Source organism: Psychrobacter sp. NPDC077938, assembly GCF_044542635.1.
GTDB lineage: Bacteria > Pseudomonadota > Gammaproteobacteria > Pseudomonadales > Moraxellaceae > Psychrobacter.
Genome location: NZ_JBITUW010000002.1, coordinates 16,125 through 31,799 on the forward strand (window position 1 = coordinate 16,125; position 15,675 = coordinate 31,799).

The window sequence follows — 15,675 nt, forward strand, 5'->3', positions numbered from 1 at the left end:
GTAGTACTTACACTCGCTTAGTTTGCTACTCATTCTTCTAGAAATGGTATCGTTTGATAATCAGAACGACTAGCTATTACGGTTGTGGTACGACGACAACGGTTGGTGTCACACCTTTATTCATTGGCACAGATTGTTTTGCAGCAGGTGCGACTTTAGGAAGCGAGATAGCAACATACTGGTCAGTGATACGGCGAGCTAAAGTATCATAGAGCCAATCACGAGTCTGATCGCCTTGCTGATCGTCAGTACTAACAGATGCTTCGTTGTACTGGTAGCTTCGCTCGACCTGAATGGGGTTGCTCAGGGTTACAGGCTTACCATTTTCCATCGTTTGATAGCTGACATCTGCTGATAGTACCAAGCGAATCTCTGTTAATACGCCAACCAATTCGTAACGCTTAAAACGTACATTACGAATGTCGATAGCAGCAATAGACTCAGCCCCTGCTTGTTGGTTATTACGAGCAACTTCTTCTGAGCTCATATTACTAATAACATCGACACCTAACGTCTTTAGGCGACGCGTCAATGGTAGTTTCAGCGGGAATGAGGTGCGATTGTCTTCGATAATGACCGCTGTTTTTTCGACGTCAAGCAGCATCGCTGAGTCGTAGCCACGCAGCTGGAAGCCGCAGCCGCTAAGAGCAGCGGCTGCACCTACCACCGCAAACATTGGCAGCGTGGCAAGTAAGACTGCTCCGAACTTTTGGCCATGGGACTTTTTATTAGCTAGGCTGTATGCGCTTAATCTTGGTTGCGCCTGCTCAGCTCGATGCTTGTATGACATAAACGCTATCCTCATATGATAAGAAGGCTTAGAGCACTAAGCCTAAAATACTTAGCTCAAGATACCTCAGCCTACAACCACGATGTTAACCAGTTTGTTAGGAACGACGATTTCTTTTTTGATCTCGCCCGTGATGAATTTTGCCACGCTTTCCATAGTGCGAGCTTGCTCTTTTAGCTGCTCAGGATCGCTGTTTGGTGCGACATCCATCTTACCACGCATCTTACCATTGACCTGTACCACCATCGTGATCATGTCCTGTACCAGCGCACTTTCGTCCACGGTTGGGTAGTCTAAAGTTAAGGTATCAAGACCCAATTGCTCAAGCAAATGCTCACCGACGTGCGGCGCATAGACAGACAGCATAATCAGCAGATTGGTCAACGCTTCATGTTTGACGTGCAGCTCTTGCTCATTACTCGCATTAAAGCCAGTCAGCTCATTAGCAAGTTCCATTAGGCTTGATACTGGCGTGTTCAATGCCAGACGATCACCCAAATCACTATCAATCTTAGCAATTGTTTCGTGCGTTTTACGGCGTAAGTTTTTGGCTTCTTTGCTCAATCCGTCTGTGTTCAAGGTAGCACTATTAAGCGTATCAATGCTGATATTGGCGGCTGTTAGCGCTTGCATATGGTCGGTTGCAATACGCCATACTTTCTTCACAAAGTTATAAGGGCCTTTTAGCGCGTCGTCTGACCATTCAAGCGTTTGATCCGCAGGCGCAGTAAATAGCGTATATAAACGAACCGTATCAGCACCATATTTATCAATGGTTAGCTGTGGATCGACACCGTTATTTTTTGATTTAGACATTTTTTCGATTTTGCCAATCGTCACTGGCTGGCCGTCTGACTTCAAGATAGCTTTAATGGGTTGACCACGTTCGTTGAAGTCAATATCGATATCTTCTGCAAAGTAGTAAGTCGTACTGCCATCCGCATTGACGCGGTAGAACGTACCAGCGAGCACCATGCCTTGGGTCATTAGGTTGGCAAATGGCTCATCACCTGTGACTAAGTTTTCGTCACGCATCAGCTTATGGAAGAAGCGTGCATACAACAGATGCATCACCGCATGCTCGACACCGCCGACGTATTGATCGACTGGCAACCATTTATTGGCAGCAGATTTATTGACCATGTTTTGCGCATCATTTGGGCTAGCAAAGCGTGCATAGTACCAGCTAGACTCTACAAAGGTATCAAAGGTATCGGTCTCACGCTCAGCAGGGTTGCCACATTTAGGACAAGTGGTATTGACAAACTCTGGTATATTTTTAAGTGGGTTACCGCGACCATCAGGTACGACGTCGGTTGGCAACACAACTGGTAGGTCTTGCTCTTCAACAGGCACCGTACCACAATGCTCACAGTTGATCATTGGGATAGGGCAACCCCAATAACGCTGGCGAGACACCCCCCAATCACGTAGGCGATACTGGATCTTTTTCTTAGCCAGCTCTTTCGGCTCAAGCTTAGCTAGCATTGCTTCAAACGCTTGCTCAAAATCTAGACCGTCAAACTCACCTGAATTAACCAAGGTATTGCGCTCGGTATAAGCAAGATTGACTTCACTATCGTTCGCTTTGGCATCTGCTTTTAGCTCATCAAAATAACCATCAGGGGTATTGATGACTTGTTTGATTGGTAGGTCGTATTTATTGGCAAACTCATAATCACGCTCATCATGAGCAGGTACTGCCATGACTGCGCCTGAGCCATAGCTCATCAGCACATAGTTGGCAACCCACACTGGCACTTCTTCACCAGTCAAAGGATGCGTCACAGTGAGGCCTGTATCCATACCGATTTTTTCAGCTTTGGCCAGATCAGCTTCAGCGACTGAGCCTTTTTTACAAAGCGCACAGAATTGAGCGATTGCGTCATCTTGCTCAGAGGCATATTGTGCAAGTGGATGCTCTGCGGCAACAGCGACATAAGTCACACCCATCAAGGTATCAGGACGAGTAGTGAACACGTCTAAGGTGTTTTTTTCACCAGCAAGCTCATAAGGGAAGTGCACTTCCATACCAGCACTACGACCAATCCAGTTACGCTGCATGGTTAGTACTTCAGATGGCCAATGACCTTCTAGCTGATCCAAATCATCCAATAGCTCATCAGCATAGTCAGTGATGTTGAAGTAGTACATAGGTATGTCGCGTTTTTCGACCGCAGCACCACTACGCCAGCCTTTGCCATCGATGACTTGCTCGTTTGCTAAAACAGTGTTGTCAACAGGATCCCAGTTGACCGTCGACAGCTTTTTGTAGACTAGACCTTTTTTGTATAATTGCAAAAATAACCACTGCTCCCACTGATAATACTCAGGGCTACAAGTGGCAAATTCACGTGACCAGTCAATAGACAGGCCTAGCAATTTAAGCTGCGCACGCATGCTGTCAATATTGGCAAATGTCCATGCAGCAGGTGGGGTTTGGTTGGCAATTGCCGCGTTTTCTGCTGGCAGGCCAAAACCATCCCAGCCCATTGGCTGCATGACTTCATAGCCTTTGAGACGATAATAACGGCTCAATACGTCAGAAATCGTATAGTTACGGACGTGGCCCATATGCAGCTTGCCACTTGGATAAGGGAACATTGATAGCATGTAACGACTTGGCTTGTTGCTTGGCTCATTGCTTACTTCAAAGCGCTTGTCAGTTGCCCATTTGGTTTGCTGCGCGGCTTCTATCGCTTGCGGGTTGTAATAGTTGTTTTCTGTTTGGTCTGCTGTCACGGCGTTGCTCATAGTCGGCTCGAAATTGGTTGATACTGATTTATTTAATACGGATTTGTTTAATACTGATCAAAATAGGTGGAATTTGACAATGCCATAGCATAGCGTAATTTGGCGAAAATTGCGACGATATGATGCAGTTGCTTACTAGGTTTGACGATTAAAAGTAAAGCATTCTCTATATCCAGTCAGCCTTAGGTATAATAGACAAATTAATGCATATTTATGAGGATTTATCATGACCATCACCATTTACGGTATCAAATCTTGTAGCACGATGAAAAAAGCGTTTACTAAGCTAGACGATTTAGATGTCAGCTACGATTTTCACGATTATAAAAAACAAGGTATCGATAAAGAAACAGTACAGCGTTGGGTAAATGAGCTAGGTATCGACAAAGTGCTCAATAAGCGCGGTACGACATGGCGCAAACTAGACGACAGTCAAAAGCAAGCGGCTGATGCTAGTGTAGACAGCGCGATAGATTTACTCGTGGAAAATACCAGCATGATCAAACGTCCTATTGTAGAAGGTCAGGTTGTAGATAAAAATCAAGCAGTATTACTATGCGGCTTCGATGAACCTGAGTTTGATAAAGTTTTTTCGTAAATTTGAGCTATAAAAATTAAGCTAGGCTGATTTGTTAAGTATAAAAAGGCACAAAAAAGCCCGAGCATTTATATTAACTCGGGCTTTTCTATATTTAGCTTTTTTACATTTAGTATTGCTAGATTTTGCTAGCTCAATGATGAGTCTATCTCACGACTAATGAGCGTACCAACCCCTTCGTTGGTGAAGATCTCAAGTAAGGTTGCATGAGGAACACGGCCATCAACGATTACCGCACTTTTGACACCGCTACGTACCGCATCCAGCGCACATTGAATTTTAGGAATCATACCGCCTGAGATAGTGCCATCTTCGATTAAGCTATCCACTTTCTTTGGTGTGAGTCCAGTTACCACTTCGCCATCACGGCCCAATACGCCTTTGATATTGGTTAATAGCATCAGTTTCTCTGCTTGTAAAAACTCCGCTACTTTACCTGCGACTAGGTCAGCATTAATGTTGTAGGTATTACCTTCGGCATCGACGCCAAGTGGGGCGATGACAGGGATAAAGTCAGACGCAATGAGCATGTTGATCACGTCTTTATTGACACTGACCACATCACCGACGAACCCTAGGTCTATCGGAACAGCGATGCCATCTTCGCCGATTTTTTCCATCATTAGCTTTTTGGCTAAGATTAAGTTGGCATCTTTACCAGTTAGGCCAATCGCGCGACCGCCATGTTTGTTAATCAAGCTAACAATCGATTTGTTAACGCTACCGCCCAAGACCATCTCTACGATATCCATAGTACTTTTGTCAGTGACACGCATGCCATCGATACGGTCTGATTGACGACCGAGCTCTTTTAGGAGGTTGTCAACTTGCGGGCCACCACCATGTACGACTACTGGATGCATACCGACGGTTTTTAGCAAAACAATATCGCGAGCAAATGAGCTCTCAAGCTCAGGGTCGGTCATGGCGTTGCCGCCGTATTTTACGACGATGAGTTTATCAACAAAACGCTGGATATAGGGCAGAGCAGTGGTCAATACTTCAGCGGTGTTTTTGGCATCATCTAAATTAAGCGTCATTACAAACTCCTAAGGGCCGGGTTTAAATTGGTTGTTTTTCTACTATGTCTAATGAGACAGCTATATGTTTTATGAGGCTACTCCGCAGGAATAGCAAGAATCTGTTCTGCTAGATCTGCGTTAAATGGTCGGCATAAAGCGGCAAATGTCGCCTGAATATCTTTTAGGTCATCTATACTGTCACCTGCAAAGCGCGCGGTCAGGCTATTACTGGTATTTGATTGACGCAGTACGCCAAAGCCATGCGCAAAATCTAAACGCACACCATCGATACAGCTCAGCTTGGTTCCTATAGGTAATAATTCATGCGTCTGTTTTAATGCTATTTGCGCCTTCGCAGTAGCGCAAGTACACGCTGATGACTTGCATGTTGTGGCGGGCAGGCAAGTATCTTTTAACTTCTGACGAGATGAAGAATCAGTATGAGTAGACATATCTACTAGATACTGCAAGTAATGACAAAATCTCGTTAATTGCTCTACAAGTGAGCAGTCGGTAGTAGCGGTCTGCGGCATTGGCAAATAATGGTCAGCAGTACTGATTATAGTGGGCAAGCTTTGGATGATATCTGCTAGCGGTTTTTTATCATTAGTATCATTATGAGTTTGGTCAAGCCAATGCAGCAATCGTAGTGCGGCATACATCGCATCATCGTAGGGAATAAAGCGGCTGTCATTAAAGATGAAATGCCCTGATAATTCACCAGCGAAGACAATCTGATTGTCAGGATGCTGTACTTGTTGCCGCATAAAGCTGCTGCCAGTCTTGCTAATCACAGGTGTAGTACCAAGCTCAGATAACAGTCTTGGTAAATGATGGGCGCACTTAATATCGAAAAGAACTTCAGATGCTAATAAAGAGTCGCTAAGAGAGTTAGGATGTTCAGTAATAGCAATACGTGCCAATAAATAGAGCAAATGATCGGGCGTAACTATCTTGCCGTTGTTATCAACGATCATTAAACGATCGCCATCGCCATCAAACGCCAAGCCTATATCTGCTGCATTCAAAACAACGGCTCGTTGCAATTCGTTTAAGCGGTTTGGTTCGGTAGGATCTGGATTACCAAGAGGGAAATTACCATCAGGTGTGTCATTGAGAAAAATAACATGCTGGCAAAAACGTTCAAACAAGCGTTGAGCGATGCTCCCAGTTGCGCCATGCATACAGTCAATAACTATGACTAAATCAAGTTTATAAGCGTTTTTCTGATTGGCTTTAGTTGCCGAGTGATTGTGCTGAAATAATTGTTCAAATACCTGCTCAATAGCATCAATATAAACGTTTGCTACTTGATGAGTAGGTAGTTGCTCAAGCAAATCAATTGGTAATTTTGAGTCGTAGTTATTATCAATGTTTTCTGAATGCAAGATAGGATTGTTAGCTTGATTATCGGGATAAGCGTGACAACTATGATGAGCGGTTAGCTGATGATAAAGCGTCTGTATCTCTGAGCTACTAGGGGATTTGTTATTCACCAACCATTTGATACCTAATATGTCTTTAGCGGAATGGCTCGCTGTTACGACTATGCCATGGCCTTGATATTGCGCTGCCCAAAATGCCATCATCGGCGTGGTAACCAGACCTAATTGGATTACGCGTAAACCCTGCTGAGCTAGTACAGTAGAAAGTGTGGATGCAATGGCTTCACTGCCAATGCGCATGTCATAACCAACAACGACAACATTTTGCTTAGTATCAACAGAGGTACTAGCATTAGAGGCATTAGCATTGATGTTTTGAGTCGGTTGGCCGTTCTGCGCATTGTAGAGAGTAGCAAAAGCATCGCCTAACGCGTGTATAAAACTGCTAGTAAAATACTGGTTGGCACCGCGAATATCATAAGCACGGAATAAGGATTGCTGCGCCGCAAAAGGTGGCATTGCTTACTCTCCTTATAACCGTGATAGATGTTCAATGATAAATAAAAATGAATAGCGCAAGGTTTTAGATATAGCTTAATGAAAACCTTAAACACTATCTAAAAAGTTGTCAGAAAAATTGATCAACAAAATAGCTACTATTGGCGACCTGAGTGTCCAAACCCGCCTGCACCGCGTACGCTTTCATCACTGAATTCTGCAACCACTTCAAACTCAGGACGCGCAACAGGTACCACGATGTACTGTGCCATACGCTCAGCTGGGTTAAGAACAAAGTCTTCGCTACTGCGGTTCCAAATACTAACCATCAGCTCGCCTTGATAGTCGGCATCAATTAGCCCAACCAAGTTACCCAAGACGATACCGTGCTTATGGCCAAGACCTGAACGCGGTAAAATCATACCTGCATAATTAGGATCTTGAATATAAACGGCAAGGCCTGTGCCGATTAAGTGTGTTTCACCCGCTTTAATCGTTAACGGCTCGTCAATACAAGCACGCAAATCAATACCTGCACTGCCATCGGTGGCGCGAGTTGGTAGAGAAAACGCTTCGTCTTCAGTAATTTTAGGGTTTACCACTTTAACTTGTACAGCTTGCATAACACACTCACTTAACGATTTGATGGTTTTTAAATTATGATTTAAAACTAAGGCCTTGAACTAGGGTTTTAAACAAATCTTATTCGACATTTTTAAACAAATAGCAATTCTATATTTTAATTGTTCAGCAATTCAGCAATTCAGCAATTCAGCAATTCAGCAATTCAGCAATTCAGCAAAAAACTAAAGTATCAGCACGCTAGCCAATCCTAAAAAGGACATAAAGCCGACGATATCCGTGACGGTCGTTAGGATAACCGAAGCAGATAGAGCAGGGTCGATATTCATCCGTTTTAGCATCAGCGGTATGCTGATGCCCGAGACATTAGCTGCAGTCATATTGATCGCAATGGCAAAACCGATGACGGCACTGATCTTAATATCATGAAACCATAACTGAGCAATAAACGCCATAATTATCGCCCAGATGATACCGTTTATCGCACCCACCCACAGCTCTTTATTCAATAGCCAGACACGGTTGGAACCACCGATTTGACCCATCGCCATCCCGCGAATAACCACCGTTAAGGTTTGCGAGCCAGCAATACCGCCCATACTGGCGACTACTGGCATCAATATCGCTAGCGCCACGACTTGTGCTAGTACTTCTTCAAACTGTCCAATCACTGCTGCGGCCAAAAGGGCGGTACATAAATTGATACCTAGCCAGACGCTACGGCTTTTGGCGCTGGTTAGGATAGGGGCAAACAGCTCTTCATCTTGGCTAACACCAGCGAGGTTTTTCATGGTGCTGTCGACATCATCTTGGATAATCTCCATGATGTCCTCGCCGTTTAGTTGACCAACCAGCTCGCCATGGCTATTGATGACGGGGGCAAAACGGATGTCTTCTGAACGAAAAATCGCGGCGGCATCTTGAATATCCAAGCGATCATTGATTGTAATGGCGGTATCAATCAGCTCCGAGACCAAGGTGTTTTGTTTATGCTTGATTAAATCTACTAGACTGAGTAGGCCTAGTAATTGTTGGCTTTGATCAACAACTAACAGCTCTTGGCTCTCGTCATCGAGCAGGTCGTCGTTTTCACGCAGCCACTCTTGTACATCTGCTAGGTAGATATCATCCCTTATCTGAATAATATCAGGATCCATATAGCTACCCACTTCCCAGTCAGCATAAGTATCAAGCTTATTGACTTGAACCCGCGTCTCTTCGTCCAGCGTTGCCATGACTGAGGTACGTACGCTCTCAGTGACAGTGTCCAAAATCTCAGAGATATCTTGAGCATCAAGGTCTTGAGTAAACAAGGAGATTTCTTGAGAAGAAATGTTCTCCATCAACGGCTGGCGCGTATCGACATCTAGTTCGGCAAGTACCTCTCCTTTGATGTGCTCTGGCACCTGTGCCCAAATCAACAGACGGTTTTGAGTTGGGAAGGACTCTAGTAGGTTGGCAATCTCATATTCGGACTGCTTTTCCAAAAACTCCGTGATAGCCTCGTATGCTTTATCAGCAACCAAACCCTGCAGATACAGAAGCTTATATTCGGCACTATATTCGGCCGAATTATAGTCTCCTGACAGCATGGCAGTTCGTTCCTGATTGGGCGTCGGGATAGGCATAAGTGTTCCAAGTTTTTACAGTCAATTTTTTACAGTATATAAAGAACAATAACAATAACGATTATAACAATCGCCTTTTGCACAGTCTAAAGCATGTTCTCTTGAGCGTTTTACTTAAGTGCTTAAATGTCTTGATTAAAATTAACGCTTACCCAGTAACGCTCGAATATTGGCCAGATATTCATCAGCAACAGCTTCTGGGTCTTTGGTCGCTTTTTTCTTTTTCGCTTTGGCAGGCCAATCAATATGATCCTCAGGTAGCTCATCCAAAAATCTTGATTCTGAGGTAACGCGCATCTGACCACCGGCACGGCGCTGGGTCGCGAGCGTCAATGTCAGTTCACGACGTGCACGAGTAATGCCCACGTACATCAGACGGCGCTCTTCTTCGACCGTTTCACTCATGATAGAGTTGCGATGCGGCAGCATTTCTTCCTCAAGTCCCATGATATAAACAAAATCAAACTCCAAGCCCTTTGCGGCATGTAAGGTCATCAAGTTAACTTTGTTGGTATTCTCTTCTTCTTGCTGTTGCTCAAGCATATCAAGCAAAACCAACTTACGAATGATGGTGTCAATCGTTCGGTCTTCATCTTCTTCAGCGCGATTAATCAAGGACTGAATACTGGTGTACAGCATATCGATATTATCAATACGGTTTTTTTCTTGTTGCGGCGTTTTGGCGTCGCTACGGACAAAGTCAATATAACCTGTCTCATCAATCATCTGGCGTACGATTGGCACAGGGTCTGGGTGTTGATCCAGCTCACGCGTATAGTGCTCAATGAATTCACCAAACTCTTTTATCGTACCATAAGCCTTTGATGGCAATACATGAGTCAGACCAGCGTGGGTACAAGAGGCCAGTAGCGATATGCTGTGCTCTTGCGCAAACAAACCGAGTTTTTCTAGCGTGGCTGGTCCCATACCGCGCTTAGGCGTGTTGATAATACGCAAAAATGCGCTGTCATCTTCAGGGTTCAAAATCAGGCGCAAATAACCCATGATGTCTTTAATTTCACTACGCGCAAAGAATGACTGACCGCCTGATAATTTATAAGGCACTTGCAGCTGGCGCAATTGTGCCTCTAGCATACGTGCCTGAAAGTTACTGCGGTACAGTACGGCATACTGTTCCCACTCGTTACCAAAGCGCAGTTTATGCGTGACGATTTCTTTGGCCACGCGCTCGGATTCATCATCGTCATTACGGCAGTTAATGATACGGATTTTTTCGCCTTGACCTTTATCTGACCACAGTTTTTTCTCGAATAAATGCTCGTTATTTAGAATAACGGCGTTGGCAGAGGTCAAAATACGAGTGGTTGAGCGGTAATTCTGCTCAAGCATAACGATTTTTAGTTTTGGAAAATCTTCTTTTAGCAGTGCCATGTTTTCAGGCTTTGCCCCGCGCCACGCATAGATAGATTGGTCATCATCACCAACCACGGTAAAGCGACCTTGCGGCCCAACCAAGTATTTAATCATTTCGTACTGGGCGGTATTGGTATCCTGATACTCATCGACCAATAGATAACGAATACGGTTTTGCCATTTATCACGTAGCTCTCTGTTTTCACGCAATATCTTGGTTGGTAGTACAATCAAGTCATCAAAATCGACAGCGTTATAAGCACGCAGATTACGCTCGTATAATGCATATAACGTGGCAAAAATCATATCTTCGGGATCGTCTAACGTTTCCATTGCCTTGTCAGGCTCAATCAGATCGTTTTTCCAATCAGAAATCATTTTGATGGCTTTACCGACCAACTCGCGGCTTTCAGCGCCACTTAAGTTGTCGCGCATCATCAGCTCCATCAGCAATCGCTTACTGTCATCGCTGTCCATAATGGAAAAGTTGCCTTTTAGCGGGGTATGAATCAGCTCATAGCGCAAAAACTGTAGACCAAATTGGTGAAACGTCGACACCGTTAACCCACGCATTTTTTCGCTTGGTAGCAGTTTGCTAACTCGCGCTTTCATTTCACGTGCCGCTTTATTGGTAAAGGTCACAGCGGTGATACGCTCAGCTGGCATGTCGCATTCTTGGATTAGGTAAGCAATCTTACGCGTAATCACAGAGGTCTTGCCGGAGCCAGCACCTGCAAGTACAAGTAATGGACCAGATACGTAGAGCATGGCTTCTTGTTGTTTGGGATTGAGTTGACTCATAACGTGACCTGTAAGACAAAAGCAAAAAAGAGGGTAGCGCTGATATGACAAAGATAGATAAACGCAGCGCGCATCATCAAAACTCGTATCGTTGCGATATTTTAATAATCTTTATTGTAAGAATAATAGAATTTAAGGTTTGATGATGGCATATCATGAAAATCTGGTGGGTCATTATAAAGCAAAAATGCTCACTTTGGGGGAGGACTTGGGTGATGAAAGTGGGGTATTCGGACACTTGATTTTTGACAAATAGCGTGGCAGTGTTTGCTCGTAGCCAAAAGTACGAATTTGGGGTTAATATAAGGTAAGGTCTATATCATAATTCATAGTAAAAAAAACACATTTTTTTTACACAGAAAGTGACCGTTCAATACAGTTAAAAACTAGCTTTTAGGCACTGATATGCGTATAGTACGTAAATAATTTATGCCAGTTGTCACGTCATTGTTGACCACGTGTAATGAGCTATTAAATCAATTAAGTAAGCAGTCAGATATGATATTGATTTAATACGTTGATCTTACGTTGTTAGAAGATGCGTTGGGCGACCAGCCTTTATCCGCGCGCATACCGGAATCTCTACAGTTGGTCACGTCTGACATCGTCGTCAATAATCTTGATAATTGGTTGTTACCAGCAAAATACCTAACATGTGACTCAATGACAGTTACTTAAACACAGTGACAGTTACTGAAGTGCAGTGACAATTACTTAAATAAAGTCACTTTGTGTTTTCGTCTGCGTTATACCTGTCGCAACATGACCTGAGTGGGTTAGTGCTTGCGCTGTGTCTAACACTCGATTGGGTGAGGAGCACGTATTATCATGTCTGCTTTTAATTGGTCAGCCATTGCTTTTATCTTAGCCGCCATTGGGCTAGTTGTCTTTATGCTGGTCGTACCGCGCTTACTTGGCGGCCGCTCTCAAGGCTCACAAAAGGAAGAAGTATTTGAAGCGGGTGTTGTCGGATCTGGCAACGCCCGTATTCGTTTGTCTGCCAAATTTTATTTGGTCGCAATCTTCTTTGTGATTTTTGATTTAGAGGCGCTATATCTCTACGCTTATGCTGTGTCAGTACGCGAGGCGGGCTGGCTTGGCTTTGCCGCCGCTGGCACGTTTATCACTATTCTAATTATCGGTTTGATTTATGAGCTGAGCTTGGGTGCGATGAACTGGGCACCTGCTGACAAGCTACGCAAAAAAGCACGCTTATATGCGGCGCCTGCAGGCTTTAATTTGGCAGACATCACCAAGTTTGATGGTGCTCATGAGCTAATGGTCGATCCGACAGGTAAAGTACCCGCGCAGTCATCCGGTCAAATCAATGTCTCAAACAATATTGAGACCAATCGTCGTCATCTACAAAACATCGATCATATTAATACCACGGGTAACGTTACTTCTGTGGATTTTGCGACGTCTGCTCAGCAGGACAAAACTGAACGTTAATAGCAGTTGATGCTCAGCTTGTAGCGTTTGCAAAAACGAGCAGCAAAGCATGAAGGCGTCAGTTCTGTATGTATTAATGATCGCTGATGATTAGCCACTTATTAATAATAAAATTATGGTGACAGCGCGAGCAAGATGATTGCCACGCCAAGCCTAATATGAAGGTTGTATGTTATGAAATACACATTAACAAAAGCCAACCCCGATGCAGATACCTATCCTGCACAGACCAGTCAAACGGTCAACGACCCTATCGAAGATGAAGTGAATAAAAACGTCTTTATGGGTCGTCTCGAAGACCTCGTTCATTCAACAGCAAACTGGGGGCGTAAGAACTCACTTTGGCCATTTAACTTTGGTACTTCTTGCTGTTATGTTGAATACGCTACTACCTTAACCGCCGTTCATGATTTGTCACGTTTTGGGGCAGAGGTTATTCGTGCCTCGCCTCGTCAGGCGGACGTCATGATCGTCGCTGGTACTTGCTTCGTTAAGATGGCCCCTGTCATCCAGCGCCTATATGAGCAAATGCTCGAGCCAAAATGGGTTATCTCTATGGGTGCCTGTGCCAATTCGGGCGGCATGTATGATATTTATTCTGTCGTACAAGGTGTCGATAAGATTATCCCTGTTGATGTGTATGTGCCAGGTTGTCCGCCGCGTCCAGAAGCGCTTATTCAGGGTTTAATGCTGTTACAAGAATCTATCACCAAAGAGCGTCGTCCGCTGGGTATCCATGTCAATGAGCAAGGTATCTATCAGCCACAAATGACGCCTGAGCGTGACCGTAAGCAAGCAGATCGTATCGCTGTTAAAAACTTACGTAGCCCAGACAGTATTTAAATTCTAGATAGCATTTAGATTCACAGTAATAACCTCAACGTTTTATACGCTCATCACAGTGTAGTTATGATGAATCAGTTATGATTAATGAAGGAATACATCATTCATGGTCACGGTAGTCGAAAACATAGATCCTAAGATCAAGCCCGTCCCAGCAGTCATTACAGAGCTGGAGCAAAAGTATGCTGGTAAATTTGTCGTGCAGCAGACTGTGGATGAGATTCCAACGGTTTGGGTGGCGCGTGCTGATTTATTAGATATTCTTTTATTCTTGCGCAAACTGCCTAAGCCGTATGTCATGCTATTTGACTTATCAGCGATAGATGAGCGTTTGCGCCAGCATCGCGCAGGTTTGCCTGATAGTGACTTTACGGTGTTTTATCACCTAATGTCGCTTGAGCGCAATAGTGATGTACGTATCAAGGTCGCGCTAAGCGAAGACGATGTCAATGTACCGAGCGCCACCAATATTTGGCCAAATGCCAACTGGTATGAGCGCGAAGTGTGGGACATGTTCGGTATCGTCTTTACAGGTCATCCGCATTTGACCCGTATTTTATTACCGAAATATTGGGAAGGTCATCCACTGCGTAAAGAGTATCATGCGCGTGCGACGGAATTTACCCCGTACTTTCTGAATACTGCTAAGCAACAATACGAGCAAGAAAACCTGCGTTTTGTCCCAGAAGAGTGGGGCATGAAGCGTTCAGGTCGTGATGAAGACTTTATGTTCTTGAACATTGGTCCTAACCATCCCTCTGCTCACGGTGCGTTCCGTTTGGTACTACAGCTTGATGGCGAAGAAGTCGTCGACTGTATCCCTGATATCGGCTATCACCATCGCGGCGCAGAAAAGATGGCTGAGCGCCAAACATGGCACTCATTTATTCCTTATACCGACCGTATCGATTATCTGGGCGGCGTAATGAATGAGCTGCCGTACATCATGTCGGTCGAAAAGCTTGCTGGAATCACCATTCCGCCGCGCGCTGAAACTATCCGCGTGATGATGAGCGAGTTTTTCCGTATCACCAATAACTTACTATTCGTCGGTACGTTCATTCAGGATGCGGGCGGTATGACCCCTGTATTCTATATGTTTACCGATCGCCAAAAAGCCTATGACGTCATCGAAGCCGTGACTGGCTATCGTATGCATCCAGCTTGGTTCCGTATCGGCGGTACGGCTGCTGATCTGCCACGTGGTTGGCAGCGCTTGGTTCGTGAGTTCTTAGATTGGATGCCAAAACGCTTGGACGAATATGTCAAAGCAGCATTGCAAAACAGCGTGCTCAAAGGCCGTACCCAAGGGGTTGCTCAGTATAATGCTAAGCAAGCACTTGCTTGGGGCGTGACTGGCGCTGGTCTGCGCGCGACAGGCGTTGATTTCGACCTACGTAAAGCACGTCCATACATGGGCTATGAGAATTACGATTTTGAAGTGCCAGTTGGTTATAACGGTGATGCTTATGATCGCTGTATGGTCAAAGTCGAAGAGATGCGTCAGTCATTGCGTATCATTCGCCAGTGCATGGACCATATGCCACAAGGCCCTTATAAAGCCGATCATCCACTGGCCGTACCACCGCCAAAAGACCGTACGCTAAATGATATCGAAACGCTGATTAACCACTTTATCTCAGTATCTTGGGGTCCTGTGATGCCAGCGGGCGAATGTACAACGATCGTCGAGGCGACTAAAGGTCTGAACAGTTATTACATCACCTCAGACAAGGCCACGATGAGCTATCGTACCCGTATCCGCACACCGACATTTGCGCATTTGCAGCAGATGCCATCGGTCATCAATGGCTCGCTGGTTTCTGATGCCATTATGTATCTGGCATCGATTGATATTGTGATGGCGGATTGTGATCGTTAGAGCCGCTGCTTCAAAAGTATTTGTTCATCAATATATTATTGCCTGATGGCACACCAAAATGCTGTC

At 44.7% G+C, this 15,675-nt stretch carries 11 protein-coding genes; 4 read left to right on the forward strand and 7 right to left on the reverse strand.

What is annotated here, in order from left to right; all coding sequences use genetic code 11:
* Positions 1-76: 76 nt before the first annotated feature.
* Complete coding sequence (locus ACIGBM_RS03645) at positions 77-790, reverse strand: hypothetical protein (protein WP_397476796.1); 714 nt, start codon at positions 788-790, stop codon at positions 77-79.
* A gap of 66 nt (positions 791-856) precedes the next feature.
* The gene (gene leuS, locus ACIGBM_RS03650; RefSeq protein WP_397476797.1) at positions 857-3,544 is read right to left on the reverse strand and encodes a leucine--tRNA ligase; all 2,688 of its coding nucleotides are present in this window, start codon (positions 3,542-3,544) and stop codon (positions 857-859) included.
* Between the two features lie 226 nt (positions 3,545-3,770).
* On the opposite strand from leuS, the gene ACIGBM_RS03655 reads away from it, so the two are divergent.
* Complete coding sequence (locus ACIGBM_RS03655; RefSeq protein WP_397476798.1) at positions 3,771-4,142, forward strand: arsenate reductase; 372 nt, start codon at positions 3,771-3,773, stop codon at positions 4,140-4,142.
* A 128-nt stretch (positions 4,143-4,270) separates the two neighbouring features.
* On the opposite strand, the gene argB is transcribed toward ACIGBM_RS03655, so the two are convergent.
* The 5 genes from argB to ACIGBM_RS03680 all read right to left on the reverse strand — a co-directional run bounded on the left by argB (position 4,271) and on the right by ACIGBM_RS03680 (position 11,432).
* Positions 4,271-5,182: an acetylglutamate kinase gene (gene argB / locus ACIGBM_RS03660; protein WP_397476799.1), complete on the reverse strand. Its 912-nt coding sequence runs from the start codon at positions 5,180-5,182 to the stop codon at positions 4,271-4,273.
* Positions 5,183-5,259: 77 nt separating this feature from the next.
* Positions 5,260-7,068, reverse strand: a complete 1,809-nt coding sequence (locus tag ACIGBM_RS03665; RefSeq protein WP_397476800.1) for a phosphomannomutase — start codon at positions 7,066-7,068, stop codon at positions 5,260-5,262.
* 137 nt (positions 7,069-7,205) lie between these two features.
* Positions 7,206-7,670 carry a dUTP diphosphatase gene (dut, locus tag ACIGBM_RS03670; protein ID WP_290178438.1) on the reverse strand — a complete coding sequence of 155 codons (465 nt, stop codon included), beginning with the start codon at positions 7,668-7,670 and terminating at the stop codon, positions 7,206-7,208.
* A 183-nt stretch (positions 7,671-7,853) separates the two neighbouring features.
* Positions 7,854-9,257 carry a magnesium transporter gene (mgtE, locus tag ACIGBM_RS03675; protein ID WP_397476801.1) on the reverse strand — a complete coding sequence of 468 codons (1,404 nt, stop codon included), beginning with the start codon at positions 9,255-9,257 and terminating at the stop codon, positions 7,854-7,856.
* 141 nt (positions 9,258-9,398) lie between these two features.
* A complete protein-coding gene (locus ACIGBM_RS03680) occupies positions 9,399-11,432 on the reverse strand; it encodes a UvrD-helicase domain-containing protein (protein WP_290178436.1) in 2,034 nt (677 codons plus the stop codon).
* Between the two features lie 828 nt (positions 11,433-12,260).
* Between ACIGBM_RS03680 and ndhC the strand changes: the two genes are divergently transcribed.
* From ndhC to nuoC, 3 genes are all read left to right on the forward strand, one after another.
* Complete coding sequence (gene ndhC, locus ACIGBM_RS03685) at positions 12,261-12,884, forward strand: NADH-quinone oxidoreductase subunit A (protein WP_102091044.1); 624 nt, start codon at positions 12,261-12,263, stop codon at positions 12,882-12,884.
* 174 nt (positions 12,885-13,058) lie between these two features.
* Positions 13,059-13,727 carry an NADH-quinone oxidoreductase subunit B family protein gene (locus ACIGBM_RS03690; protein WP_101206265.1) on the forward strand — a complete coding sequence of 223 codons (669 nt, stop codon included), beginning with the start codon at positions 13,059-13,061 and terminating at the stop codon, positions 13,725-13,727.
* Between the two features lie 106 nt (positions 13,728-13,833).
* Positions 13,834-15,609: an NADH-quinone oxidoreductase subunit C/D gene (gene nuoC / locus ACIGBM_RS03695; RefSeq protein WP_397476802.1), complete on the forward strand. Its 1,776-nt coding sequence runs from the start codon at positions 13,834-13,836 to the stop codon at positions 15,607-15,609.
* Positions 15,610-15,675: the final 66 nt, after the last annotated feature.

Bases quoted from the DNA above. Each gene is read 5' to 3' on its own strand.
- ACIGBM_RS03680 (WP_290178436.1), bottom strand. From the start codon at position 11,432: ATGAGTCAACTCAATCCCAAACAACAAGAAGCCATGCTCTACGTATCT.
- ACIGBM_RS03690 (WP_101206265.1), top strand. From the start codon at position 13,059: ATGAAATACACATTAACAAAAGCCAACCCCGATGCAGATACCTATCCT.
- ACIGBM_RS03645 (WP_397476796.1), bottom strand. From the start codon at position 790: ATGTCATACAAGCATCGAGCTGAGCAGGCGCAACCAAGATTAAGCGCA.
- leuS (WP_397476797.1), bottom strand. From the start codon at position 3,544: ATGAGCAACGCCGTGACAGCAGACCAAACAGAAAACAACTATTACAAC.
- dut (WP_290178438.1), bottom strand. From the start codon at position 7,670: ATGCAAGCTGTACAAGTTAAAGTGGTAAACCCTAAAATTACTGAAGAC.
- ndhC (WP_102091044.1), top strand. From the start codon at position 12,261: ATGTCTGCTTTTAATTGGTCAGCCATTGCTTTTATCTTAGCCGCCATT.
- ACIGBM_RS03665 (WP_397476800.1), bottom strand. From the start codon at position 7,068: ATGCCACCTTTTGCGGCGCAGCAATCCTTATTCCGTGCTTATGATATT.
- mgtE (WP_397476801.1), bottom strand. From the start codon at position 9,257: ATGCCTATCCCGACGCCCAATCAGGAACGAACTGCCATGCTGTCAGGA.
- nuoC (WP_397476802.1), top strand. From the start codon at position 13,834: ATGGTCACGGTAGTCGAAAACATAGATCCTAAGATCAAGCCCGTCCCA.
- ACIGBM_RS03655 (WP_397476798.1), top strand. From the start codon at position 3,771: ATGACCATCACCATTTACGGTATCAAATCTTGTAGCACGATGAAAAAA.
- argB (WP_397476799.1), bottom strand. From the start codon at position 5,182: ATGACGCTTAATTTAGATGATGCCAAAAACACCGCTGAAGTATTGACC.